Annotated in this window: 22 protein-coding genes; 1 reads left to right on the plus strand and 21 read right to left on the minus strand. The window is 44.8% G+C overall.

Annotated elements, in window-relative coordinates:
* Nucleotides 1–94 precede the first annotated feature (94 nt).
* The 17 genes from dnaI to MHI53_RS17565 form a co-directional block, all read right to left on the minus strand.
* Nucleotides 95–1033 carry a primosomal protein DnaI gene (gene dnaI / locus MHI53_RS17485; protein WP_061142204.1) on the minus strand — a complete coding sequence of 313 codons (939 nt, stop codon included), beginning with the start codon at nucleotides 1031–1033 and terminating at the stop codon, nucleotides 95–97.
* On the minus strand, nucleotides 1020–2432 hold the full coding sequence (locus MHI53_RS17490; RefSeq protein ID WP_340371831.1) for a replication initiation and membrane attachment family protein: 1413 nt from the start codon (nucleotides 2430–2432) through the stop codon (nucleotides 1020–1022). Before MHI53_RS17490 ends, dnaI begins: the two co-directional genes overlap by 14 nt.
* Nucleotides 2433–2490: 58 nt before the next feature.
* Nucleotides 2491–2958: a transcriptional regulator NrdR gene (gene nrdR / locus MHI53_RS17495; RefSeq protein ID WP_061142318.1), complete on the minus strand. Its 468-nt coding sequence runs from the start codon at nucleotides 2956–2958 to the stop codon at nucleotides 2491–2493.
* A 227-nt stretch (nucleotides 2959–3185) separates the two neighbouring features.
* The gene (gene speD, locus MHI53_RS17500; protein ID WP_340373700.1) at nucleotides 3186–3566 is read right to left on the minus strand and encodes an adenosylmethionine decarboxylase; all 381 of its coding nucleotides are present in this window, start codon (nucleotides 3564–3566) and stop codon (nucleotides 3186–3188) included.
* A 695-nt stretch (nucleotides 3567–4261) separates the two neighbouring features.
* The gene (locus MHI53_RS17505) at nucleotides 4262–5299 is read right to left on the minus strand and encodes a glyceraldehyde-3-phosphate dehydrogenase (RefSeq protein ID WP_061142207.1); all 1038 of its coding nucleotides are present in this window, start codon (nucleotides 5297–5299) and stop codon (nucleotides 4262–4264) included.
* Nucleotides 5300–5459: 160 nt separating this feature from the next.
* Nucleotides 5460–6059, minus strand: coding sequence for a dephospho-CoA kinase (gene coaE, locus MHI53_RS17510; RefSeq protein WP_061142208.1), 600 nt, complete (start codon nucleotides 6057–6059; stop codon nucleotides 5460–5462).
* Between the two features lie 24 nt (nucleotides 6060–6083).
* Nucleotides 6084–6716: a sporulation membrane protein YtaF gene (ytaF, locus tag MHI53_RS17515; protein WP_061142209.1), complete on the minus strand. Its 633-nt coding sequence runs from the start codon at nucleotides 6714–6716 to the stop codon at nucleotides 6084–6086.
* Nucleotides 6717–6794: 78 nt separating this feature from the next.
* Nucleotides 6795–7625 carry a DNA-formamidopyrimidine glycosylase gene (gene mutM, locus MHI53_RS17520; protein ID WP_061142210.1) on the minus strand — a complete coding sequence of 277 codons (831 nt, stop codon included), beginning with the start codon at nucleotides 7623–7625 and terminating at the stop codon, nucleotides 6795–6797.
* A gap of 19 nt (nucleotides 7626–7644) precedes the next feature.
* Entirely contained in the window at nucleotides 7645–10269 is a 2625-nt protein-coding gene (gene polA, locus MHI53_RS17525) for a DNA polymerase I (RefSeq protein WP_340371832.1), read from the minus strand.
* A gap of 128 nt (nucleotides 10270–10397) precedes the next feature.
* Nucleotides 10398–11330: a protease modulator HflC gene (locus MHI53_RS17530; protein WP_061142212.1), complete on the minus strand. Its 933-nt coding sequence runs from the start codon at nucleotides 11328–11330 to the stop codon at nucleotides 10398–10400.
* Nucleotides 11327–12358 carry an FtsH protease activity modulator HflK gene (hflK, locus tag MHI53_RS17535; RefSeq protein ID WP_061142320.1) on the minus strand — a complete coding sequence of 344 codons (1032 nt, stop codon included), beginning with the start codon at nucleotides 12356–12358 and terminating at the stop codon, nucleotides 11327–11329. Before hflK ends, MHI53_RS17530 begins: the two co-directional genes overlap by 4 nt.
* Nucleotides 12359–12608: 250 nt before the next feature.
* Nucleotides 12609–14387, minus strand: coding sequence for an ATP-binding protein (locus tag MHI53_RS17540; protein WP_061142213.1), 1779 nt, complete (start codon nucleotides 14385–14387; stop codon nucleotides 12609–12611).
* On the minus strand, nucleotides 14384–15103 hold the full coding sequence (locus tag MHI53_RS17545) for a response regulator transcription factor (RefSeq protein ID WP_061142214.1): 720 nt from the start codon (nucleotides 15101–15103) through the stop codon (nucleotides 14384–14386). The genes MHI53_RS17540 and MHI53_RS17545 overlap by 4 nt, the downstream gene beginning before the upstream one ends.
* 235 nt (nucleotides 15104–15338) lie before the next feature.
* Nucleotides 15339–16274, minus strand: a complete 936-nt coding sequence (gene mdh, locus MHI53_RS17550; RefSeq protein WP_061142215.1) for a malate dehydrogenase — start codon at nucleotides 16272–16274, stop codon at nucleotides 15339–15341.
* Nucleotides 16275–16398: 124 nt separating this feature from the next.
* Nucleotides 16399–17712 carry an NADP-dependent isocitrate dehydrogenase gene (gene icd / locus MHI53_RS17555; protein ID WP_260320185.1) on the minus strand — a complete coding sequence of 438 codons (1314 nt, stop codon included), beginning with the start codon at nucleotides 17710–17712 and terminating at the stop codon, nucleotides 16399–16401.
* Nucleotides 17713–17807: 95 nt separating this feature from the next.
* Nucleotides 17808–18923, minus strand: coding sequence for a citrate synthase (gene citZ, locus MHI53_RS17560; protein ID WP_061142217.1), 1116 nt, complete (start codon nucleotides 18921–18923; stop codon nucleotides 17808–17810).
* Between the two features lie 539 nt (nucleotides 18924–19462).
* A complete protein-coding gene (locus MHI53_RS17565; protein WP_061142219.1) occupies nucleotides 19463–19924 on the minus strand; it encodes a DUF441 domain-containing protein in 462 nt (153 codons plus the stop codon).
* A 184-nt stretch (nucleotides 19925–20108) separates the two neighbouring features.
* Here MHI53_RS17565 and ytvI point away from each other — a divergent pair, with 184 nt between their 5' ends.
* Nucleotides 20109–21236 carry a sporulation integral membrane protein YtvI gene (gene ytvI / locus MHI53_RS17570; protein ID WP_340371833.1) on the plus strand — a complete coding sequence of 376 codons (1128 nt, stop codon included), beginning with the start codon at nucleotides 20109–20111 and terminating at the stop codon, nucleotides 21234–21236.
* A gap of 85 nt (nucleotides 21237–21321) precedes the next feature.
* On the opposite strand, the gene aceA is transcribed toward ytvI, so the two are convergent.
* The 4 genes from aceA to pyk form a co-directional block, all read right to left on the minus strand.
* Nucleotides 21322–22605, minus strand: coding sequence for an isocitrate lyase (gene aceA, locus MHI53_RS17575; protein ID WP_061142221.1), 1284 nt, complete (start codon nucleotides 22603–22605; stop codon nucleotides 21322–21324).
* A gap of 37 nt (nucleotides 22606–22642) precedes the next feature.
* The gene (gene aceB / locus MHI53_RS17580; RefSeq protein ID WP_340371834.1) at nucleotides 22643–24235 is read right to left on the minus strand and encodes a malate synthase A; all 1593 of its coding nucleotides are present in this window, start codon (nucleotides 24233–24235) and stop codon (nucleotides 22643–22645) included.
* 341 nt (nucleotides 24236–24576) lie between these two features.
* Nucleotides 24577–24969, minus strand: a complete 393-nt coding sequence (locus tag MHI53_RS17585; RefSeq protein ID WP_061142224.1) for an FxsA family protein — start codon at nucleotides 24967–24969, stop codon at nucleotides 24577–24579.
* Nucleotides 24970–25050: 81 nt separating this feature from the next.
* Nucleotides 25051–26811, minus strand: a complete 1761-nt coding sequence (gene pyk / locus MHI53_RS17590; protein WP_061142225.1) for a pyruvate kinase — start codon at nucleotides 26809–26811, stop codon at nucleotides 25051–25053.
* Between the last annotated feature and the right edge of the window lie 15 nt (nucleotides 26812–26826).

Raw genomic sequence — 26826 nt, forward strand, 5'->3', positions numbered from 1 at the left:
CTTTTTTCAAGTATATGGAGGCGGGGACAGGTTTAGAAGTGGATGGGGGCTGTATTAAAGAAAAAAGTGACCTCTAATCAGAGATCACTTTCCTTTATCTTCTGCGGTTCACTCCATCAAGTCTTACAGGCTCCGCTAAATATTGAATTCTTTCCAAGACCCGGGCCGCCTTCACTTCCTCCTTCTCACCGCGCTGTGAAAAGGTCAGGTGATTCTCCAGGCCATTCATATCAAAATTCGAAGTGAAAAACGTGGGCAGGTTTTCCAGCATCCTGAATTGCAAGATCGGGCCGAAGACTTCATCGCGCCCCCAGCTCGTCATCGACTCGGCCCCAATATCATCCAGCATGAGGACCGGTGCCGTTTTAACCATCTCAATTTTCTCATTGACCGTATTATCACCGATCGACCCCTTAAGTTCCCTTAAATAATCGGGTACATAAACAATAAGGGAGGCAATTTGCCTTTCCGCAAGCTCATTGGCAATCGCACCTAACAAGTACGTTTTGCCAACGCCGAACTTCCCATATATATATAAGCCCTTTTGCCTTTTTCCCGGTTCATACTCCATAATGAACGACATCGCTTTACTTAAAACATCCAAGCGTTTGTTGTCATCATCCGTTTGGGTAAAATCCTCGATCGATGCCCTTAAAATATCCTTCGGCACGTATAGGCTGCGAATCAACTTCTCCCTTTTCCGCTTTTCATCCTCCGCGAGCTTCCGCGGGCAGACTTCATAATGCAGATTCAATGCCTTCCCTTGAACGACCAATTTCGGATAATACCCATGCATCATATTGATGCATCCATCCAAGCTTGGACATTTGTCGCACTTATTGCTTTGTGAAGTGAATTCATAAAGCTTTCCCAGGTTTTTATCAATCATTTCCTCCGTGACAGTCGAACTGTGGGCATTCAAGAATAATCGCACCTGCTCGTCTTCAAAAATCTCCTGTTTCAGCTTTTCGTACCGCTGTTGAAATTGGTTCGTATTCGCCAATTTGTTAAGGGATCTATTAATCTTTTCCATCGTTCATTTCACCTCCTGCTTTCCACTGTTTCCATTTCTCCTGAAGATCACGTTTTTGGGCATCCAATTCAGGCTGATCGGCTTTCTGCTCCTGCACAGCTTCTTCCTTTTTCTCCAGCCATTCCGGAACCACTTCTTCCCGAATCGTCTTTTTCCGTCCGCCTTTGGCCGCATTCCTGCTGCCTTGCGCCCAGTCCTGATATTTCCGATGTTCATTTTTGGCTAACTCCATCGCCTCGATGACGGTGGAAACCTTCAGCCGCGCCCAATGGCCAGCCAGCTTTTCCACATAGCCCTTCGTGAATTTCATATCCGTTTTGAGCATGACATATTCAATCAGGACATTGACGACACCCGGATTGAGCTTTTGATTGATCATCACGCCTTCCACCACCTTCAAATCCCCGCTTGATGGTTCCGCACCGCCGGACAATTGCATAAGGCGCTCGCGTGGTGAAATGGTTTCCAAATGGCGGATCAGCTCTTGTTCCTGCGTTTTCGGTTCCGCTTTTTGCGTCCGTTCACGAACCGGCTGCACCCGATTGACAAGGGATGGCATATCAGCCTGCCGTTCGATTTGATACCAATCCCTTGCCGCTTTTCGGAGACTCTCCTCATCGATCTCATCATCCAATGAAACGGCATCCATCACTAGTTTTTGCATTTCGAGCGGATCGATGCCATATAAAAAAGCAAGTTTGGCAATCGTGCTTTTAATTTTCGGCGTAAAGGCCTTTTTGGGCACGATCGAGGATTTCATCCCGGCAAATAACAGCTCAAAATCAAATAGGCTATCGAACCCCGAAGGCTCGACCCCCTCCGCCCGGTCGATGAAACGCTGTTCGGGCATCGGTTTCCATTCATTTTTCGCTTCATCCGTTACATATAAAGAGTCCAAATGATCCGATGAGAAGACCTCCGCAAAAGACTTTGTCACCCTGTCATATTGATCTGTCAGGATCTGATCATCACAAAAGAATCGCTTTAACCGATTGAATTGCGCTTTGCCGATTTTTTTGTATAGGTAGATATTCAGCATCCCGTCCGTGAAAAACTGCTGCGGGGACAGCGGCGGGTTCAATTCATAGATGAATTCCTTCGAATCGTTTTTCGTTTGCTTATATACATTCAGCAAACCGATTCCCTCAAGTAATAAACGCGCTTCGTAAATGTCACCTAACTTCAGTCCGGTGGTATTCATCAATTGATAATGAGAGGAGGTTTCCGCCCATAGCCTGTTTTCCTCCAGCTCACTCCACAGCGTCATGTATAGGCTAATGCAAATAGGTCCAATAAGAGGTTGATATAGTCGGGTCAGTATTTTCCGATCATAATCATGAAGCAGCCCCGCAGATGAGACCAAGTATGAATCCGCTGGGAGCAATTCTTGCCAATGCATTGACATCTCCATTCAAACCTTTCAAAAGATGTAGTGAAAAAAGAGCCAAAGTGAATCTTCAGCTCTGCTTTCTTTCTTTATTAATCAAATCCTTCAGTTCATCGATAAAGACATTGATATCTTTAAATTGCCGATAGACGGATGCGAACCTTACATAGGCAACCTCATCGACTTCAGCCAGCTTGTCCATCACCATTTCGCCGACATTGTCGCTCTTCACTTCCGATATGCCCTGGTTGCGTAGTTCCTTCTCTACATAACTGGTAATTTGCTCTAGCTCTTTCAAGGGAACCGGCCGTTTTTCGCAAGCCCTGATCAAGCCACGCAGGATTTTATCACGACTGAACTCTTCCCGTGTCCCGCCCTTTTTGACTACAATAAGCGGTGTTTCCTCCACCTTTTCAAATGTCGTGAATCGAAAACCGCATGCCTCGCATTCACGGCGACGTCGAATCGATTTGCTTTCATCGACAGGCCTGGAATCGAGCACTCTTGTTCCGTTATATTGACATGATGGGCATTTCATCATTATCAGCTCCGTATTTTATGTAGGACTCCCCTATCTAAATGTTCCCCAAGTAAAATTATCTTCTAGCTCAATCTTATATTAAAAGGAACGGCCAGTACAAGTAAAAAGTGTAACTTGAAGGCTGCAGCCACTTCTTGCCTTTATTTTTCACACCGTCAGAAACGGCTGGATCATGGCAATTAAAAAAGAGATGCACCCATGGCATCTCTGTGTATACGTGTTTTTTATAGGGCACTTATATTGGTTTTTTTAATTTGTACCGGACCTAATCCACGTGGTAATTCGATATTTTCACGTGTTTGCGCATTTAAAGCTTCTGCAATATAATCTGCTGCAATATTCGGATCCAAGTTACCGCATGTATAGACATCGATGCTCGCATAGCCGTGTTCTGGAAAACTGTGAATCGTCAAATGTGATTCAGAAATGATGACAACCCCGCTGACTCCTTGTGGAGCAAACTTGTGAAAGGCAACTTCACGTACCTCTGCACCTGATTTCAAAGCAGCATCAACAAAAATCTTTTCAATCAAATCGATATTGTTCAGTTTTTCAAAGTCACAACCCCAAAGTTCAGAAATGACATGTCTACCCATTGTTTCCATAGTGTAAGCTGTTTCCATATTAAGCTTCCCCCTTACAATAGTTAAAATTAGTTCTGATAACTACCACGGGGGAAAGTTAGTCCAAAGAGGTCCTAACCCTTTAAGTAGCCATCATGCAAACCGCATTTGAAGAAGTTCACGATTCATAGTATATATGGTTTGAATTTTTTTTGCAACTGCAAATTTGAAGTTTTGGAAAGATAAACTGCTTTTCCGAATGGCCAAATCGAAGTTCAAGAAAGCCAGATTGCCTTCACTCCCGTTTATTGCTGTTGCTCATAGCTGCTAGGAAATCCATGAAACTGTTGAGAAAAAAGGGCAAAAAAAGTCGATCATGGAGAGTACTAATGGGGACCGTAACGTTAAGTAAAACCTCTATTACCTATCGCTTAAGAACGTCCCATTACACCGCAGGCGCTCCCTATCTTCGGCGTTTACGCTTTCGGCATCTCCCCTTGACTATGTAGCCGCAGGAGTATCGCTCCCCCTCCCACTCTAGATGAAAACTCCGGTTCAAATTCAATGCAAGGAATAAACTCGGGAGTAACTGTACCTCGATCGTTCCATCCATGATCGAAAGACAGCGGAACCTAAAAAAAGATGCCGCCTGCAAATTGCAGACAGCACCTCCTTCAAGTTGCTTAGCCCATTTTATAGGTCCTTCACAAAAGGTACACGATAATATCCGAGCAGGATCATTTTACGGATAATTCAACTTCCGCTGTTTTTTTCAATTCGGATGCCACCAATTTCACCAGGTCGACTACGCGGTTGGAGTAACCCCATTCATTGTCATACCAAGCTAGGACCTTCACTTTCCTATCGCCGATCATCATCGTTGTCAGCCCATCGATGATGGCGGAATGCGGATTGGTTTTGAAGTCACAGGAAACCAGTGGTTCCGTCGTGAACTCCAAAATCCCTTTCAGTTCATTTTCCGAGGCATCGATGAATGCTTGGTTCACGTCATCGATGGTGACATCTTGGTTTAAGTCCACAACAAGGTCGACCAAGGACACGTTAGGTGTAGGTACGCGGATGGCCATTCCGTGAAGCTTGCCTTTTAATTGAGGCAGCACGAGGGAGATGGCTTTTGCAGCTCCTGTCGTCGTAGGAATGATGCTTTCCGCAGCGGCACGGGCGCGTCTTAAGTCTTTATGCGGGTTATCGATATTATTTTGATCATTTGTATAAGAATGGATCGTCGTCATCAAACCGTTATTTATGCCGAATTTCTCATCAAGCACTTTTGCAACAGGCCCAAGACAATTAGTCGTACAGGATGCATTGGATATGATAAAATGCTTGTCGATTTCGAGCACTTCCTCATTGACGCCCATGACAATGGTAACGTCTTCATTTTTCCCCGGTGCAGATAAGATCACCCGTTTTGCCCCTGCCTCCAAATGAAGAGCCGCTTTGGAACGTTCATTGAATTTGCCTGTAGCTTCGATTACGATATCTATGTTCATCTCTTTCCAAGGCAATTGCTTTGGATCGCGGTTATTGATAAGTTGTACCCGGCGGCCATTCACAACAAGTGAATCATCCTCCGCTACAATGATTCCGTCGAATTTACCATGTATCGTATCATACTTTAGTAAATGGGCTAACGTTTCAGCAGGATAGCTTGCATTGATTGCAATAATGTCCAAACTCTCATCTAATATGGCCTTTCGGAAAACCATTCTCCCGATTCTCCCAAATCCGTTAATCGCTATTCTTGAATTCATTGTTCGGACCCTCCTGAAAAATATTAATGTTATACTTATTACCCCTCTTATGTAATTAGTATAACATAATTAAGATTAATTGTGCTAATAAAAATGCGGATTAATCCTGTTTTTTCAACACAAAAGGAAGAAACCTACTGGTTCCTTCCTTTAATGACAACTATATGACGTGCCACTCGTTGAGTATGGCCCTGACTTGCTTCTTCGTTTCCCTCAGTTCTCCATTATTATCAATGATCGCATCCGCTAGAGCTTTCTTATCAGCTAAAGGCATCTGTGAATGGATTCGGGCCAGGGCCTCCGCCTCCGATAGACCGTTCCTGTTCATCAAGCGCTCCAATTGAACCCGTTCATCCGCATAGATCAAAAGCGTTTTTTCGACCATGTAGGTCAGCTTACTCTCGAATAATAGCGGAATGTCCATGAATACCGTTTCTTTGCCTGCAGCAAGCGCCTCTTCCGTTTTGAGGCGCATCCACTTCCTTACCGCTGGATGCACGATGCTATTCAACAGCAGTCTTTTTTCCTGATCATGAAAGATTATCGATCCTAACTTGGCACGATCGATGGTCCCATCCGCTAATAAAATATCTTCACCAAATGCACGAACCACTTGATGAAAGGCTTCTTCACCAGGCTCAACGACAGCACGGGAAGCCAGATCTGCATCTATGATCGTGAAACCGAGCTCCTGTAAGTAGAGGCTGACACTGCTTTTCCCGCTGGCGATGCCCCCGGTGATTCCGATGATTTGTCCCATAAGCTCCCCCTCTCACATCCTATTTCATAACTTGAATAATCCGATTAATATCAAGAGCACACCCGGAAGAAAGGTCAAATGCTGAACCACTTTATTATTTGAAAGTAATTTTCCGCTTTGAATCCCGCTCCATATGAAGATTGAACTCATGACGGCGATGCATGCGGCGAGGATGATGGGGGAAATCCCGATCATGGCCGCGCCGACACCAGCCCCGAATGCATCCAATGATAACGCAAACCCCAATACGAGCGCTTCGACACCGGTGATCGTACCTGATTTATCAAAATCGGCATTCAAGGGTTTTTGTAAAATATTGATGACGACCCCAAGTGATTTAATTTCAAAATTGAAGATGATCTTTTCGTGATATCTATCATCCTTCTGATCTTTATCAGGCTTGAAATATTGGTATACCATCCAGGCACCAAGGAAAATGAGAATGATGCCCCCCGTTTTTTCAGCCGCATCTATGGATATGAGCTGACTGATGAATTGCCCGATGACCATCGCTATGCCTAAACTTAAAGCAGAACAAAATGAGATGACCGCTATTGACTTAAGCGGGATTTTCATTTTCCGCATACCAAATGTCATGCCTACACCAAAACCGTCGATACTAACTGCAAATGCAAGAAAGATAATTTGTAGCCACATCGGAATATTACTCCTTCCTTACTCGTTGCTACCCTAGTATATGGAAGGAGCCCATCCGATGTGTGTGAAATGCATGAGCTAAATTAACGGCTGGCATCGTGGGCAAATATGTGTGCCGCGCCCTGCTACAACCAGCTTTTCAAGCGGTGTGCCGCATGTTTTGCAGTCCTCGCCCTTTCGCCCGTAGACATTCAATTCCAACTGAAACATGCCGATTTGCCCTTGGGAATTGACATATGAACGAATCGTGCTTCCTCCCTTTTCGACAGCTTCACCAAGTGTGGCAATGATTTCAGCATGCAGTTTTTCGATTTCTTCCAAGGAGAGTGAGGAGGCTATCCTCTCCGGATGGATGCCGGAACGGAATAACGACTCGTCCACATATATATTCCCGATTCCCACGACAACCGTTTGGTCAAGGAGCACAGGCTTGATTTTCCTGTTCGTCCTGGCCAATTTAGCCCGAAGTCCCTCGACGGTGAAATCCTCGGATAACGGTTCAGGCCCCAAATGCAGCAAAGGCAACCGCTCCAATTCCTCGCCTTTGGCAAACAGGTGCATCGTGCCGAATTTACGAACATCGCGGTAGCGAAGCTCACTGTCGTCGGTGAACGTGAAAATCACATGTGTATGCTTATCATAAGGTTCTTCCTTTTGATGCACCCCGTATTTGCCTTCCATCCTTAAATGCGAAACCATCGAATATTCATCCAAGGTGAAAATCAGGAATTTGCCCCGCCTGCCGATTTGATGAATCGTCTGTCCCTTTAAGGCATGCTGAAACTGTTCGATCGGCTCGGGTGCTTTAATGATTTTTGGCCAGAAGACGGAGACTTCCTTGATTTCTTTTCCAAGGACAAGCTGCTCTAACGTTCTTCTGACTGTTTCCACTTCTGGAAGTTCTGGCATTACTATCACCTATCTTTTCTTATTTGGCATCAAACCATGTTGGCCCGAAGGCATAATCCACTTTAAGAGGCACGTTCAATCCGATGGCATTTTCCATTTCCTCTGGAACGATCACCTTCAGGATTTCGAGCTCCTCCGGCGGAGCTTCAAAAATCAATTCATCATGCACCTGTAAGAGCATCCTCGTCTTGAGCCCCTCCTTGATCAGGCGCTTGTTCATGTTGATCATCGCAAGCTTGATGATATCCGCGGCACTTCCCTGGATCGGCGTGTTCATCGCCGTACGTTCCGCAAAGCTCCTGATGTTGAAGTTCCTGCTCGTAATCTCCGGTATATAGCGCCTTCTTTGCATGAGGGTGGTGCTATATCCTTTTTGGCGGGCTTCATGGATGCTTTCTTCCATATATTCCTGTACACCTGGAAAGCTTCTTAAATACTTCTCGATGAACTCCCCAGCTTCTTTTCTCGTAATGCCCAGGCTTTGTGATAACCCGTAATCGCTTATTCCATAAACAATTCCGAAGTTGACCGCTTTGGCTTGGCGTCTCATGTTCGATGTGACTTCCTCCGCCGATACATGGAAGACATCCATCGCCGTTCTTGTATGGATGTCCATCCCAGCCTGGAATGCTTCCACAAGTCCGCTGTCATTGGCGATGTGTGCCAGCACGCGTAATTCGATTTGCGAATAGTCAGCCGCGAAAATGATCCAATCCTTCTCGGAAGGAATGAAGGCCTGCCTGATTTTCCTGCCTTCTTCCAGCCTGATCGGGATATTTTGCAGGTTGGGATCTGTCGAGCTTAAGCGGCCTGTCTGGGTCAAGGCTTGGTTGAAACGGGTGTGCACCTTATCCGATTTGCCATTGACCACTTTAAGCAAGCCTTCGATATATGTGGATTGAAGCTTCCCAAGCTGGCGGTACAGCAATATTTCCTTCACGATATCATGCTTGCTCTCCAGTTTTTCCAGCACATCAGCGGAAGTGGAGTAGCCTGTTTTCGTTTTCTTCATGACCGGGAGCTCCAATTTTTCAAAAAGGATGGCTCCAAGCTGTTTAGGTGAATTGATATTGAAAGCTTCGCCAGCCAAATCAAAAATCCTCGCTTCGATCGTTCTTAAGCGTCCAGCCAATTCCTGCCCCATATTTTTCAGACGGCCAATATCCACCTTTATGCCTTGCCATTCCATGTTTGCCAGGATGATCGATAATGGCAGCTCAAGGTCCGTCAATAAATGAAATTGCTCAAAATCATGAAGCCTATCAATCATCGGTCCTTTCAAAGAAAGGATCGCCTTCGATTTTCTGGCAATATGCTCGCTTAATTCAGCTTCACCAGGAATCATGCGTTTTGCGCCTTTTCCATAGAACACGTCATCGGTTTCAAGACGGATCGCGCCTTGGGTTTTCGTGATTTCCGCCACTTCATCCACTGACTCCGCAGGATCCAGGATGTAAGAGGCCAAAAATACATCAAAATCGATGCCCTTTATTTCGACTCCCCGATGGCGGAGTGCCACGACAGTTCGTTTCGCATCGAAAACCGTTTTCTTTTTCGTTCCATCCTCGGCCCAGGATTTGAATGCCGCGGAGTTCAAAGCACTATCACCATGGAAATAGAAATGACCAAGCTCATTACTGATGGCAATCCCGATGATGTCGGCACGATGATAATTATCCTCTAGAATTTCCACATATAGAGCACTTTCATCCGCATACATGCCTTCCGTCATTTCCGCCGTCTTGACCTCGATCTTTTCCTGCTCAAGCGGGACAGTTTCCGCAACATCCAATTTATCGAGCAAGGTCGAAAAGCCCAGCTCTTTATAAAATGAAATGACCCGATCCTGATCGATCCCGCTGTACTCGGTCTCGTTCAGGGAAACTTCAATCGGCGCTTCCCTCGTTATCGTGGCAAGCTCCTTGCTTAAAAGGGCCAGATCTTTATGTTCTTCTATCTTCTCTTTCAATTTTTGTCCGCTTACCTCTTCAATCGACTGAAGAAGGTTTTCTACCGTTTCAAATTGATGCAAGAGCTTAAGTGCGGTTTTCTCGCCAACGCCCGGTATCCCGGGGATATTGTCGGAAGCGTCTCCCATCAGCCCCTTTAAATCTATGATCTGCAATGGGGATAGTCCGTATTTTTCGTGTATATGCTTTGGTGTATATTCCTCGATTTCAGTAATTCCCTTTTTCGTGATCGAAACCGTCGTACTAGGGGAGGATAGTTGCGTCAAATCCTTATCACCGGAAATGACCTTGACCTCGAAGCCGTCTTTTTCTGCTTGTAACGACAGTGTACCGATGATATCATCTGCCTCATAATTCTCCAGCTCATACCTTTTTATTTGAAAACAATCGAGCAGCTCGCGAATGAAGGGGAATTGCTCGGACAATTCCGGGGGCGTTTTTTGGCGTCCGCCCTTATATTCCTTGAATGTCGCATGTCTGAATGTCGTCTTGCCCGCATCAAAGGCTACCAGTATGTGCGTTGGTTTTTCCTCTGCGAGTATGCGGTTGAGCATCATCGTGAATCCGTAAACGGAATTCGTATGCACCCCTTTATCATTATTCAGGAGCGGAAGCGCAAAAAATGCACGGTAAGCAATGCTGTTTCCATCTATGAGTACTAATTTTTTATCCATATCCGTCTACCTCCAGACCAACAGGTTTATGTATTTTCAGCTTCTATTTATATCGCAAAAAAAGCCGTTCATTTTCTCCCTCTATTCTACCATGAGTAGAAGCGGAAAGAAAAATGACGGCTATGCGGTTATTTTGTATTTCCCATTAACAAGCTTGCATAGGGGGAATCCGAGGGGAGAACGATGACCGTTTGATCGCCAATCGTCTTTTTGTAGGATTCAAGAGTCCGGTATAGTTTATAGAATTCCGGATCCTTGGAAAATGATTTATTATAGATTTTCGCTGCTTCCCCTTCTCCTTCTGCCCTGATCACTTCGGCATTCGCCTCCGCAGTCGAGAGCAACTCCTTCACCTTCCGATCCGTATCCGCAACGATCCGGTTCTTCGTCGCGTCACCTTTGGAAAGGTACTCTTGCGCTTTCGATTCACGTTCGGAAATCATTCTCTTGAAAACGGACGCTTCATTTTCAGCAGGCAAATCCGTCCTTTTTATCCGGACATCCGTCAAGCTGATGCCATAATTGTCATTTTGGAGCAGCTCGTTGACCTTTTCCGTTATGCGGTCATTTAAACTTCCTCTGGACGACTTCTCATCATTGATGATTTCATCATAATTCAATTGGCCCAGCTCTGAACGAACGGCTGAATAGATGAACTCCTCCATTTTCGTTTCCGCATTTTCAAACGTCCTTGCATTTGTAATCAGCTTCTTCGGGTCTTCGATTCTCCAAACTGCATAGTTATCGATCAGCATCCGTTTTTTATCTTTCGTATTGATTTCCGCCTCGGATACATCCGAACTCATTTGGTACTTCGGCAAGGTCATGACACTTTGGATGAATGGCACTTTCGCCTTTAATCCCGGGGTCTTATCGATCCTAACAACCTCACCGAATTGACGGACGACTTTATATTCCCCTTCTTTGACGATATAGACATTGGTGAAGACGATCAGCAGCAGGACGATGAAGATAATGAGGAAGATGCCGATCCTGAAATAGCCCCTCCAATGAAAATCGCCTTTTTTCAGCTCAGTGAAATCGATTATTTTCCCGCTCATCGTTGTGCGCCCCCTTCCGCTGTCGCTTTTTCCTCCGATGGATTCTCCTTCTTCGCTTCCATATCGGCAGCATCCTCTTCAGGAGCCGGCGCTTTTTTCGTTTCCTCTTTTTCAAGGGAACGAAGCGGTAAATATTTCATCGTATTTCCATCATCATTCATGATATAAATCTCGGCATTCGGCAATACTCCCTCTAGGGTCTCAATAATAAGACGGTCCTTCGTAATTCCCTTATTGCCTTTATACTCACTATATAGTTTTTCAAAAACCGCCACATCCCCGCGAGCGGCCTCGGTACGGGCAGCTTTATCCCCATTGGCCTGCGAAAGGATGGCGTCTTTTTCCCCTACCGCTTCATTCATCCGTTTATTTTCATATTTATCGGCTTCGTTTCTTTTCGTATTGGCCGTTTCACGGGCATCCGTCACATTCGTAAACGCTTTCCGCACTTCTTCATTCGGTAACTCCACATCCTGGAGCTTAACTGCTGAAATGGAAATCCCAACATCATACTTCTCCATTAGCTGGGTCAATAATTCCCGTACATCCGCTTCGATTTTCGCTTTCCCGGAAGTGAGTGCATCATCGATTTTCGTGCTGCCGATGATGCTCCTTAATGCAGCGGAAGTGGTGTCATACAATATTTTTTCCGGATCATCTGCATTGTATAGATATTTTGGAGGGTCGGTGATTTTCCACTGAACAACCAGGTCGGCCAGCACGATGTTTTCATCACCCGTAATCATTTTCGTCTCACTCGGGTAGTCCTTCACTTCTCCGTCCTCTTCCTTATATCCGAACTTAAGGCTGAATGTTTCTTTCGATAGCTTCTCAACCGATTGGATCGGCCAAGGCAGTTTAACGTGAAGACCTGGTTCCGTGATCGTCTCCTCCACCTTACCGAACGTCATGATGACAGCTTGATCGGACTCATCAACCGTGTACCAGGTCGTTATCGCAACAACCCCCAAAATTATAATAAGAAAAACAAGTCCTGTGATCGTATAGATCCTTTTTAAGCTAATGATAGGTATCACCCCTTCTTTGCCGTTATATCTTATTTACGCAAAGAAGGGTCTAAAGTTTCATGAAAATGAAATATTTGCCTAATTAAATTGCCGTGAGATAACTCCAGTCGCAAATGCCCAAAATAAAAGACAGAGACGCTTTGTCTCTGTCCGTGCTTAACTCCTTGGATGAGGGGTTGTACAATCATTGTACCCCGCCATTATGAAGTCCATTTTAAGGAATTGTAAACGCTATGTAAATTACCGCGAATTACATTTTTCCTTTTAAGCTTTTATTTAGCGTAACCGTAAATGTCGTTCCCGCGCCAGGTGTGCTTTCCACTTTGATTTTCCCTTTATGGACTTCAATGATATGCTTGACGATCGCCAGCCCAATTCCCGTTCCGCCCGAATCACGGCTCCTCGCCTTATCAATGCGGTAAAACCGTTCAAAAATCCTCGGCAATTCCTTTTCGTCGATTCCGATTCCATTATCTTGAACGGTGATGTCCACAGTCTGTTCATGTTCAATGACATTGACGGATACCCTTCCGCCATTTGGCGTGTAGGTCAGTGCATTCGTTATCAAATTAATGAACACCTGTTTGATCCTGTCCGATTCCCCTTCAACGAATACCGGGTTCTGTGATGAATTGATCTGAAGCATTACTTCTTTTTGCTTCAGCTTTCCTATAAGCATCTCCTGTATTTCACCAAGGACTTTCGTCATGTCAACGACGCCTGCTTTCAGAACGAATTCCTGCTGCTCCATCTTGGATAAATTCAAAAGCTCCTGAATGAGTTCCTGCAGCCGGTCGCTTTCTTTCAAGATGATCGATAAAAAGTGCTTCAAGGTTTTTTCGTCTTTTAGGGCCCCATCCAATAAGGTTTCCGAAAAGCCTTTGATGGAAGTGATCGGAGTCCTCAATTCATGGGAAACGTTGGCGACGAAATCCTTGCGCATTTGCTCGAGCCGCTTCAATTCGGTGATATCATGGAAAATGAGCAGGATCCCCTTCCATTCGTCATGATTCCCGATGATAGGCGCCCCATATATTTCAAAGTGCTTGCGCTCGATGGCAAGCGGTATCTTCACCTGGCGTTTTATCGTTTTTTCGGTTCGGAAAATCTCTTCGATGATCGAGATGACTTCCTGATCTTTAATGACCGAATAATATTCCTGAAACAAAAACGTAGCGGCATCCACACGGAAGCTTTTTTTGAATTCTCGGTTGATTACGGTGGTATAGCCCTTACTGTCTATAAGCAGGACGCCGCTTCCGATATTTTCAACAAGCGTTTCCAAGCGATCCTGATTCATTTCCCTCGCTATCTCGGTTTCTTGCAGGTTCCTTGCCAATATGTTCAAGGACGTCGTCAGCATCCCCGTTTCATCCGAATGCCGTTCCAATGTCCGAGTCCCATAATTCCCTTTGGCCAATTCAATGGCTGCCATCGTCGCTTCCTCGATCGGCCGGGTATAATAAGAAGTGATTTTACTGGCAAGCATGAGAATGATGATCAAGGCCACACCTAAACAAATGATCAAAATTTGCCACATTTGCTTATTCACCTGATGAATGGCTTCGATTTCGTTGCTATGTACGACAAAACCTTCAATCTTGCCATCCTTTTCAATCGTCTTCCAATAATAATGAAGGTCCGAGTCCCCTTCAACCACTTCATACCCTTCCCCATGCTTACGCCCTTTTTCCAACGTAATTTCACGAAGGACATTTGCGTGGTTCTTGAGTATCTCATTGGATGAAGTCGAATCGTATAATATCTCCCCGTTCGTTGAGAGAATGGTTAAGTTCGAATCCAGGAGGGGCGTCAGCTTTGCCGTTTTCCCTTTTTCCAAAAAGGAGTCGATCCCCCCATGTTCTTGAATATATGTAGATATGAAAAATGTTTCATTCTGTATACGCTCATTAAAAGTTTTAATATAATAGCTTTTGAACAAATGTCCCAATAAAAAGCCCACGGCCATCAGGACGACCATCACAAGCGTGATGAGGGTAAACAGGAGCTTTTTACGATAGGTTGTCATTCCTTTTTCGGCTCCTCAAGCTTATAGCCCAAGCCCCTGATCGTTTTGATATATAAAGGTTTTTTTGTATCTTTCTCGATTTTTTCACGAAGGTGGCTAATATGCACATCGACGATCCGGGAATCCCCCGCAAAATCATAATTCCATACTGCACTGAGCAGCTGGTCCCTCGTTAATACCCTTCCTTTATTCTTCGCCAAATATAATAGTAATTCAAATTCCTTTGGTGTCAATTCCAATTGCTGTTCATCAAAGAATGCTTCGTATCGATCAGGAAACACTTTCAATTCCCCCAACTCCAAGAGACCATCTTCCTGATCCTGACCTGCCTCACTTCCATTGGATTGCAGCTGCGACCTTCTTAGTATGGCTTTAATTCTTGCCACAACCTCACGTGGACTAAATGGCTTGGTTAAGTAATCATCAGCTCCAAGTTCAAGTCCCAGCACTTTGTCAAATTCATCGTCCTTGGCTGTCAGCATCAGGATCGGTATATTGATTTTCTGCTGGCGGAGCTGTTTACATACCTCAAGCCCATCCATTTTCGGCAGCATCAAATCCAATACGACCAAATCGGGACGTACATCCACAGCAGCCTGAAGGCCTTCTTCTCCATCCAAAGCCGTGATCACCGAATAGCCTGCTTGTTCTAGGTTGTACTGAAGTAAGGTAACGATTGATTGTTCATCATCCACTACGAGAATTTTCTTTGACATTAGATCCTCCTGCAATATGTATTACCCCATAGACCAAATTCTTCAGTCTACTCATCCAATTCCATTATAAAGAATATTATCTGAAATTTACACATAAAAAAAATCATCGATCCGATTCCACTTTTTCATTGTCCCCAATCAGTCGGGTAAAAAAACAGCCCGAATATGGGGAGATAGGCATTGGCCTACCCCCCATGTCCGGGCATTTGATATCAAGGGAACCTACAAGTCTCCCTTACTGAAGGACTTGCATGACTGCTTTAACTGAGTCAACCGATTTGGAAAGCGCCGCTTTTTCGTCGTCAGTCAATTCAAGTTCAATGATTCTTTCAATGCCGTTAGCACCTAATACAGCCGGCACACCGAGGTAAATTCCTTCGAATCCGTATTCACCTTCAAGATAGGCGATTGACGGAAGAACACGGCGTTGGTCTTTGAGGATCGCTTCAGCCATTTCCACCAGGGACGCAGCAGGTGCATAATAGGCGCTGCCGTTTCCAAGAAGGTTCACGATTTCCCCGCCGCCAGTACGGGTACGTGCCACGATTGCATCCAAACGTTCTTGGGGGATCAATGTTTCCAAAGGAATACCGCCAGCATAAGAATAACGTACAAGGGGAACCATATCATCCCCGTGTCCGCCAAGTACGAAACCAGTCACGTCCTTAACGGACAAGTTCAATTCCTGTGCTACGAATGTTCGGAATCGGGCTGTATCAAGAACACCTGATTGCCCAATAACACGCTCCTTTGGGAAACCTGATTCTTTATAAACGGTATACGTCATGGCATCTACTGGGTTGGTCAAAACGATGATGGTTGTATTCGGAGAATGTTTAACCACTTCTTTGGTTACGGATATCATAACTTTTTGGTTGGTTTGAACTAAGTCGTCACGGCTCATACCTGGCTTACGAGCAATACCGGCAGTGATGATGACTACGTCGGAATCCTTTGAATCGGCATAATCGGAAGTGCCGGTGATGTTAGCGTCGAAGCCCAGGACGGGACCTGCTTCCGCCATATCAAGCGCTTTACCCTTTGTAGGGCCTTCAGCTTGCGGAATATCGACTAACACGATATCGCCAAGTTCTTTTTGGGCTGCCAGGAATGCTGCCGTGGCACCCGTGAAGCCTGCACCGACCACTGTGATCTTTTTACGCTTAGACATATCATTTCCTCCTTGAATTGACTAAATTTTCGGAATACTCACAACGTCCTCATGTACACATATAAGCCTTCCGGAAAAGAACCCGCAGAGGAACTTTTCCGGAAAGCATCATAAGCAAAGATTATTATTTAAGGTTTTTGATAAGCTCGTCAGCGAACTCGGAACATTTAACTTCTGTTGCACCTTCCATTAGGCGGGCAAAGTCATATGTAACAACTTTAGAAGCGATCGTTTGTTCAACTGATTTCGTGATGCTGTTAGCAGCTTCGTTCCAGCCAAGGTGTTCAAGTAAAAGAACGCCTGAAAGAAGAACGGAAGATGGGTTAACTTTATCAAGGCCAGCATATTTCGGAGCCGTTCCGTGAGTTGCTTCGAAGATGGCATGTCCAGTTTCGTAGTTGATGTTTGCTCCTGGAGCGATACCGATTCCGCCAACTTGTGCAGCCAATGCATCTGAGATGTAATCTCCGTTCAAGTTCATTGTTGCAACAACATCAAACTCTTTAGGACGAGTCAGGATTTGTTGTAAGAAGATATCAGCAATGGAATCCTTAACGATGATTTTGCCTTCAGCTTCAGCAGCAGATTGTGCTTGGTTAGCAGCTTCAGTGCCTTCTGCGTCTTTAATTTTGTCATATTGGTTCCATGTGAACACTTTGTCGGCGAATTCTTGTTCAGCAACTTCATAGCCCCAAGTTTTGAATGCGCCTTCCGTGAATTTCATGATGTTGCCTTTATGAACAAGCGTTAATGATTTACGGCCTTCTTTGATCGCATAGTTAAGCGCAGAGCGAACAAGACGTTTTGTTCCTTCTTCGGAAATCGGTTTGATCCCGATACCAGAAGTTTCTGGGAAACGGATGTTTGTCACACCGAATTCAGTTTGTAGGAAATCGATTAATTTCTTCGCTTCATCAGAACCTTTTGCATACTCGATGCCTGCATAGATATCTTCAGTGTTTTCACGGAAGATGACCATATCAGTGTCTTCCGGACGTTTTACTGGAGAAGGTACACCTTCAAAGTAACGTACTGGGCGAAGACATACGAATAAGTCCAATACTTGACGCAATGCAACGTTCAATGAACGGATACCGCCACCGATTGGAGTTGTAAGAGGTCCTTTAATCGCGATCAGATATTCGTTAATGACATCTAAAGTTTCTTGCGGAAGCCATTCGCCTGTTTGGTCAAATGCTTTTTGTCCAGCTAAAACTTCTTTCCATTCGATTTTCTTTTCGCCATTGTAGGCTTTTTCAACTGCTGCGTCCAAAACGCGAGAAGCTGCTGCCCAGATATCAGGACCGATTCCGTCTCCCTCGATATAAGGAACGATTGGGTTGTTTGGCACGTTAAGAGCACCGTTAGTAACTGTGATTTTTTGGCTTTGTGTCATGTCTCTTACCTCCGATTCAAATTCAAAGGTTAGATGGTCCACCTTTAAAGCAGGCAGCACCACTAACCCATTTTACTCACATCTATTAATTTACTACAAATCCGTTGAAATAAAAATAAGTTTCGAAAAACTTTTACTTAGCGTTTTTCAATCGGTACGTATTTTTGCATACCTGGTCCAACATAGTCTGCACGCGGACGGATCAAACGGTTGTTGGAATATTGCTCAAGGATATGAGCGATCCAGCCTGAAGCACGGCTCACAGCAAAGATTGGTGTAAATAGGTCGTGCTCGATACCTAAACTATGGTATACCGAAGCGGAATAGAAATCCACGTTTGGCGGAAGATTTTTTTGACCCGTTACGATGTCATTGATTTTAATGGACATATCATAATATTGAGGTTGTCCAGTAAGCTCCGTCAATTTTTGGGACATTTCCTTAAGGTGCTTGGCACGCGGATCGCCTTTACGGTATACACGGTGGCCAAAGCCCATGATTTTTTCTTTATTGGCTAATTTTTCGTTGATGTAAGGCTCTACATTTTCAACGGAACCGATTTCCGTAAGCATTTTCATGACTTGTTCGTTAGCTCCGCCGTGAAGTGGGCCTTTTAAAGCGCCAAGGGCAGAAGTAACACCGGAATAGATATCGGATAATGTAGCCACACAAACACGTGCCGTGAATGTAGAAGCGTTCAATTCATGGTCAGCATGAAGGACCAACGCTTTGTTGAATGCTTCTTCTTCGATTGCCGTTGGTTCATTGCCGCTTAACATATATAAGAAGTTAGCAGCAAAGCTTAAATCTGTACGCGGTGCAATCGATTCTTTTCCTTGACGGATACGAGCGAAAGTTGTTACCAATGTAGGGATTTTAGCTTGGATGCGGATGGCTTTACGATAGTTAGCTTCTTCACTCATTACGTCTGCCTCTTCATCATATAGACCAAGTAGGGAAACGGCTGTGCGAAGAGCTCCCATTGGGTGCACTTTATCAATTGGGTAAGTTTTGAAATGATTAACCACTTCAGCTGGAATTTCAGCATTTTCAGCAAGTTGTTTAGTCAATTCTTCTAATTGGCTTTTGGTCGGAAGAGCTCCGTGCCATAATAGATAGATTACTTCTTCGAATGATGCATTTACAGCCAAATCGTCGATGTCATAACCTACATACGTTAATGTATCATCGATGATGGAGCTTACTGATGAAGTTGTTGCTACCACACCTTCAAGACCTTTTGTTGCTGTCATACTAAATCTCTCCTTTTCCTGAATATTCCCCTATGTCCTTGCTCATTGCGTATAAATATAGCGCTTCCAAGAGATTAGCTATTGAATACAACCATCTATTTTTTAGCAGAAGACATACATCTTAATGTTGGAAGCGTTCACAGAAATAAAACCCCACAATAGTAAAATGTACGCTAAACCTTAAGATAAGATCTAAAAATTTAATGCTTGTAGCCATTCCTAGTGAGCGCTTGCTCAATAACTACATCTTTTTTAAGATTCCTCAAAATATCATGGATATTCTGAATCCCAATTTTAATAATCCTGAGCAGTTACAACATTATTATAAACAATAAACACTTTTTTGGGAATGAAAAGCACTTAAAATGTGAAAAAATTATTATTTTATCAGAAGAATTAGCTACATATTCTCTTGCATTTTCAAAGAAGGCCTCTAACGTTTTTTCCAGAATTCCGTTACAAAGCAGAATAAATGAAACATTAAATAGAATAATTCCATTTCCATGACGGTCGCGGTTATTGGTCATCCGCCTCCTTCTTCATTTGAAAAAATTGAAGATTTGCATGCATAAATAAGCAATGCCAGCCCCGATTAACGGACCAACGGCAACGCCCTTGAATAAGGCTACCGCAAGAATCGTCCCAAAAACAAGGGCCGTGGTGATGTGGGGATCATGTGATAATAGTGTAATCCCATTTTTTGCTATAAGCGCAACCGCTATTCCGGATGCAAGCGCGATCCAGGCATACGGGGATTTAACCGCATCTCCGAGCTCCTTGAACCCGATTGCCCCATTCGCGATCGGTATCAGTACGGAAATGGTGATGATCGTGACCCCCAAATTGATTCCTTTCGCCTCGAGATAGGGGAAAACCTTAGCGTCAAGACCAACCACTTTCATGATCAGCAGAAAACCTGCAGCCATGATCAGCGATGTATTTTTCCCGAACCAGCCGATCGCTGCAAGCAATATTAAAAATGCGATAGGTCCGTTTACCATTATGCCTTCGACTCCATTCTTTTTTATATTTTATTATTTTAACATAGCAAATTTCCTTCTTTCCTTGTTAATGGAGAGGACAATTTGTGTAAAAAGTTACATCGAAGGACGAAAGAATCTTTCCTTTCATTTCCATTCTCGTTACAATTATAATACAAACTTTATGATTGAAGGAGGATATGTCTTGAATCCAGTTTATATGTATCGCTTCATTCGTTCTTTGCTCGTCATCGGCGGGGTGATCTTAGGTGGGATTGCCTTGTTTTATTTATCCAAATATACATATCCATTCATCATCGCCATGGTAATTGCATTCTTGATGAATCCGCTTGTCACTTTCTTCGAAAAGAAAGGCAGGTTACCACGGGGGTTTGCCGTATTCGTTTCCCTCTTACTCATTTTTCTGATATTTGCGGGGCTCATCACCCTGCTGGTAACCGAAATCATCTCCGGTACCAATTACCTTGCAGGAGTCATCCCTGAACATATCGAAACGATCGTGGACTATGTAGAGTCCTACATCGCCACCACCATCATCCCTTTATACAACCAAATCGCGGCGATGTTCAATAATTTGGATGTCGACCAGCAGGATACCGTCCTCAAGAATATCCAAAACATCGGCGAATCCATCACTACAGGAGTAAGCGGGTTCATTCAAGCGTTCTTGAAGAACATTCCCACAATCATCGGCTGGTTCCCAACCACTGCAACAGCACTCCTTTTTACGCTGCTGGGCACTTTCTTCATCAGCAAGGATTGGGACACCTTTGGCAGGATGACCAGCAGTGTGCTGCCCGATAAGATTTTTTCAGGTGCCAAGCGTTTGTTCAGGGACTTGAAACGGGCCTTATTCGGCTTCATCCGTGCACAATTCACGCTTGTCTCATTGACGACTGTCACGATTTTGATCGGGTTTCTCATTTTAGGGGTTAATTATTCAATTACGATTGCCCTCATTTGCGGCTTGGTCGATATCATTCCTTATTTAGGGACGGGCACGATCTTCATTCCATGGATCATTTTCGAGTTCATCGTCGGAAATACGAGTCTTGCAATCGGTTTGTCGGTGCTTTACATAATCGTGGTCGTCCAACGTCAGTTGATAGAGCCCAAGGTCCTCTCTTCCAGTATCGGACTCGATCCGCTTGCCACTCTCATCGCCCTGTTCATCGGCTTCAAATTGATCGGGTTCCTAGGACTGATAGCGGGCCCTGTCGTACTCGTGATCTTCAATACACTTCAGCGGGCCCATGTCTTCCAGGCCATTTGGACCTTCATCATCGGCGCGGATACAAAAAAACCCACATAAGTACATCACCAATATATAGATAGCATTCTCCTGATATCATATAAAAATCCGCCTCGGATCGAGGCGGATTTTTTATATATCAAGCTTATTTCGAAGTCTCGAATTGCTCTGCTTCAGTAGAACCGGCAAGTGCCGTCGTGGACGAGGTTCCTCCTGAAACGACTTGTGCCACTTCATCGAAATAACCCGTTCCCACTTCACGTTGATGACGTGTTGCCGTATACCCTTCCGCTTCACTGGCGAACTCAGCCTGCTGCAGTTCAGAGTATGCAGCCATGCCGCGCTCTTTGTAACCTAGAGCAAGATTGAACATGCTGTGATTCAATGAGTGGAAGCCTGCAAGTGTAACGAATTGGAATTTGTAACCCAATTTACCTAATTCGACTTGGTAGGTGGCAATTTCTTCATCGCTTAATTTCGCTTTCCAGTTGAATGATGGTGAACAATTGTAAGCTAGCAGTTTCCCAGGGAACTCTGCATGGATCGCTTCCGCAAAACGGCGGGCATCAGCCAGATTAGGTTCCGAAGTCTCGCACCAGATCAGGTCGGCATACGGTGCATATGCCAAACCGCGTGCAATGGCTTGGTCCAGACCTGCATTCGTACGGTAGAACCCTTCTGGAGTCCTTTCACCTGTAATGAAAGGCGCATCCACCGGATCGATATCATCGGTAATCAAATCGGCAGCATCTGCATCCGTACGAGCAATCAAAATCGTCGGTGTCCCCATTACGTCGGCTGCCAAACGGGCGGAAACCAAATTACGCACGGCCGTTTGGGTCGGAAGAAGAACCTTGCCGCCTAAGTGACCGCATTTTTTCTCGGAGGAAAGTTGGTCTTCAAAGTGAACGCCAGCTGCTCCGGCTTCGATCATGCCTTTCATTAATTCAAAAACATTAAGCGAGCCGCCAAAGCCAGCCTCAGCATCCGCCACGATTGGAGCGAACCAATCAATATCATTTTTCCCTTCAGCAAAGCTGATTTGATCTGCACGCTGAAGTGTCTGATTAATGCGTTTAACCACTTGCGGCACGGAGTTGGCCGGATATAGACTTTGATCCGGGTACATTTGCCCGGCAATGTTAGCATCGGCTGCCACTTGCCAGCCACTAAGGTAAATCGCTTTTAAACCGGCCTTCACCTGTTGCATGGCCTGGTTGCCAGTCAACGCTCCCAATGCATTGATGAAATCCTCCGTTTTCAAAAGATTCCATAATTTTTCGGAACCACGACGGGCCAATGTTTGTTCGATATCGATCGAACCTCTTAATTTAATCACTTCTTCAGCCGTATAAGGTCGTTTGATCCCAGTCCACCGTGAGTCGTTTTCCCAGCTTTGTTGTAATTGTTGCACTCTTTCATTCGTCATTGTCATTTCCCCCTGTTTTATATGAGTATTTTAAAAATTAAGATAATTGCTCGTATGCCGGATTGGTTAAGAAATCAGCAAACTCATCAGCTACAATCAATTCTTCAAATAGTTTAGTAGCTTCTGCGAACTTTCCTGTTTGGAAGGTTTCTTCCCCTACCTCCGTTTTAATGGCCGCCAATTCCTCTGCTTTGATTTGGTGGAATAATGCCTCGTCTATGTTCCTGCCATCATCGAGAATCCCTTTTGGATGGCGGATCCATTGCCAAACTTGAGCTCTTGAAATTTCAGCCGTCGCTGCATCTTCCATTAAGTTATTAATCGGAGCTGCCCCTCTGCCGCTTAACCAAGAGGCAATATATTGGATGCCTACATTAATGTTCGTCCTCAATCCTGCTTCAGTGATGGTTCCTTCGGGTACTGCGAGTAACTCTTGCGCCGTTACATGGACATCTTCACGTTTCCGGTAAATTTGGTTCGGTTTCGGTACAAGCAGGTCAAATACTTCTTTCGCCGTACTTACCATACCTGGATGCGCCACCCAGGTTCCATCGTGCCCGTCCCTTGCCTCGCGCTCCTTATCGGCACGGACTTTCGCAAAAGCCTCGTCATTCTTGACCGGATCATTTTTCACCGGGATTTGTGCGGCCATTCCGCCGATAGCCGGAGCATTTCGAGTGTGGCATGTTTTGATAGCCAATAAAGAATATGCCCTCATGTTCGGTACAGTCATCGTGACCTGAAGGCGATCAGGGAATATGACATCATCCGAGTGACGGAATTTTTTCAGGAAACTAAAGATATAATCCCAGCGTCCACAGTTCAGGCCAGCCGAATGCTCTTTCAGCTCGTACAGAATTTCGTCCATTTCAAATGCGGCAAGAATCGTTTCAATCAACACCGTAGCCTTGATGGTTCCTTGCGGGATTCTCAAATCGTTCTGTGCATATACGAAAATATCATTCCATAGTCTTGCTTCCAGATGGCTTTCCATTTTGGGCAGGTAGAAATATGGGCCGCTTTGTTTTTCCATCAATGCTTTAGCGTTATGGTAGAAGTAAAGGCCAAAGTCAAAAATGCTAGCTGATATTGGCTGTCCATCCAAAAGAACATGTTTTTCTTCTAAATGCCAGCCGCGGGGCCTTATCTTCAGTACAGCTGTTTTTCCCTTTAATTCATATACTTTCCCATTTTGATTATCGAATGAAATGGTACCCCTGATTGCATCGCGCAAATTCAGCTGACCATCCAGGCAATTTTCCCAAGTGGGTGAGTTGGCGTCTTCAAAGTCGGCCATAAAAACATTGGCACCGGAATTCATCGCATTGATGATCATCTTACGGTCGACTGGCCCGGTAATTTCAACCCTGCGGTCTTGCAGGTCGTGCGGGAGTGGGGCAATGGTCCAATCACTTTCGCGAACATGCTTCGTTTCTTCAAGGAAATCAGGGAGCTTGCCTTGATTCAAGTCTTCTTGAACGCTAAGGCGCCGTTCTAGAAGTTCCTTTCTTCTTTCACCGAAATGCCGCTCGATCCTTTCAATGAATTGTAGAGCTTCCGCTGTAAGTATTTGTTCATATCCCGGCTTAACGTTGCCTGTAATTTGTAAGCCTTTTGCTTCCGTAATCATGTTGCCTCTCCACTTCCTTTCCAATTCCCCTATGTTATAATACAGTTGTTTCATTTCCTGTTTGTATTATATAACACGTTGTATAAATTTGTCACCAGTTTTTTCTAAAAAATTCAGAAAAATGAGAACAAGGTAAAAAAAGCCTCTTTTATCAACGTTTCCACTAGGCGTTTCCCCACTATTCAGCCATTCCATGTCATTCTTTAGCGGTGAAAACAGAGCGCGATTCCTCCCATGAAATAAAAAAACATCCCTGGAGATACTCCGGGATGCTTTCATTGATTTCCTTTCCCAAAAATAAAAAGGCTGTTTAAAAGCGTGAGCCCTTAAACAGCCTTATATTACTTATGCCGGATGACGGTGACTTTTCCTTTGTTCATCCTGTTCATAAAAAAACGGATAACAATCGGTTTGAGGAGATTCCGGGTTGGCGGAAACACAAGGATCAATCCCATGATATCCGAGATGAGACCTGGGGACAGCAGCAGGGCAGCTCCGATAAAAATACAGATCCCATCAATGATTTCATTTCCAGGCATCATTCCATAACGGATCTGTTCCTGTGCCTTTCTCCAGGTTTCCATCCCTTGCTTTTTAGCAAGATAGGCTCCGATTAAACCAGTGGCTATGATCAGGAACAACGTAGGCCAAAAGCCAATCACCTTTCCTGACAGCAATAGGACAATGATTTCAACGACCGGCATCGCAATGATAAAGAATAAAAAATATCTCATTTACTTTCCTCCTGCACAGCCCATTTCTGGTACGGTACACCCATCTTACCTCATCGGCTGGAATGAGCCAAAAATTTCATTCTATAAAACGTTGGCATGTCCATCATAAATGACGCCACGGCCTGAATCGACAGTTACTCTTTGTCCATCCTTGAAGGCTTTGGTCGCGTCTTCAGCGCCCACGATGACAGGAATGCCCAGAGTGACGCCCACGACAGCGGCATGACTTGTCAATCCGCCTTCTTCGGTAATCAATGCTGCACATTTTTCAATGGCCGGCATCATATCCCGATCGGAACCGATCGTAACCAATACGGATCCTTCCGTTACTTTTTCCAAAGCTTCCTTGGCATTCTTCGCTATGACCACTTGGCCTTTTGCGGATTTCCTGCCGATTCCTTGCGCCTTCAAAAGAACCTCTCCCAATACATGAATCTTCATCAGGTTAGTCGTACCCGTTTCACCGACAGGGACGCCGGCAGTTATGACCACTAAGTCTCCATGTGATACTAAACCTGAGTGCAGGCTTTCATCGATCGCCGTTTGAAGCATTTCATCCGTAGTTGTCGCCTTAGGTCCGATTTGCGGATAAACTCCCCAAGCTAACGCAAGGCTTCTAGAAACATGGTCATTGGACGTAACCGCAATGATTGGTGCTTTAGGGCGATATTTAGAAATCATCCTTGCCGTATGACCGCTTTCGGTAGGCGTGATGATCGCTCCGGCATTAAGATTAAGTGCAGTATGGGCAACCGACTGACCGATGGCATCCGTGACATTATGACGGTTCACTTTACTTCTGATTGATAATATATCCCGATAATTAAGCGCTGATTCAGCACGTGATGCTATGTTGTGCATCGTTTGCACCGCTTCTACAGGATAAGTTCCCGCAGCTGTTTCTCCTGACAGCATGATGGCATCCGTTCCATCAAAGATGGCGTTGGCGACGTCACTTGCTTCAGCCCGTGTCGGCCTTGGGTTACGCTGCATGGAATCAAGCATTTGTGTAGCCGTAATGACCGGTTTTCCGGCGTTGTTGCACTTTTTGATCATTTGCTTTTGGACTAGCGGCACTTCTTCAGCAGGAATTTCCACACCCAAGTCTCCGCGAGCCACCATCAAGCCATCTGAAACTTCGAGGATTTCATCAAGACGGTCGACGCCTTCCTGGTTTTCGATTTTAGGGATGATTTGAATATGCTCCGCTCCATTTTGCTGCAGTAATTCACGCACTTCAAGGACGTCGGAGGCTCTCCGTACAAATGATGCCGCGACAAAATCGATACCCTGTCCTATCCCAAACAAGATATCCTGTTCGTCTTTTTCCGTGATGCCTGGCAGATTGACCGAGACACCCGGCACATTGACACCTTTTTTGTTCTTCAGGGTACCGCTATTCAATATTTTTGTATGGATTTCTTTTCTTGCTTCATCAATCTTCAATACTTCAAGACCGATCAATCCATCATCCAACAGGATTTTCGATCCGGTGTGGACATCATGAAGAAGTCCTTCATAAGTAATGGAAAATTTCTCTGGCGTTCCAAGCACTTCCGTCATGGAAATGATGACTTCGTTACCGGCTACTAGCTCCATGGAATCGTTCTCCATGTTATTGGTGCGTATTTCAGGTCCTTTTGTGTCCAGCAGGATCGCTACCTGTTTCCCTGATTTTTCGCTAGCTTCCCTTATGTTGCTGATTCTGGCGGCATGTTCTTCATGATTGCCATGAGAAAAGTTAAGCCTAGCCACATTCATCCCCGCTTCTATTAATTGAACCAGCTTTTCGATGCTTTCACTTGCGGGGCCGATCGTACAAACAATCTTGGTTTTTCGCATGGTGTGCTCCTCCTT

Origin of the sequence: Peribacillus sp. FSL E2-0218, assembly GCF_037992945.1 — a bacterium.
Lineage (GTDB): Bacteria > Bacillota > Bacilli > Bacillales > DSM-1321 > Peribacillus > Peribacillus simplex_B.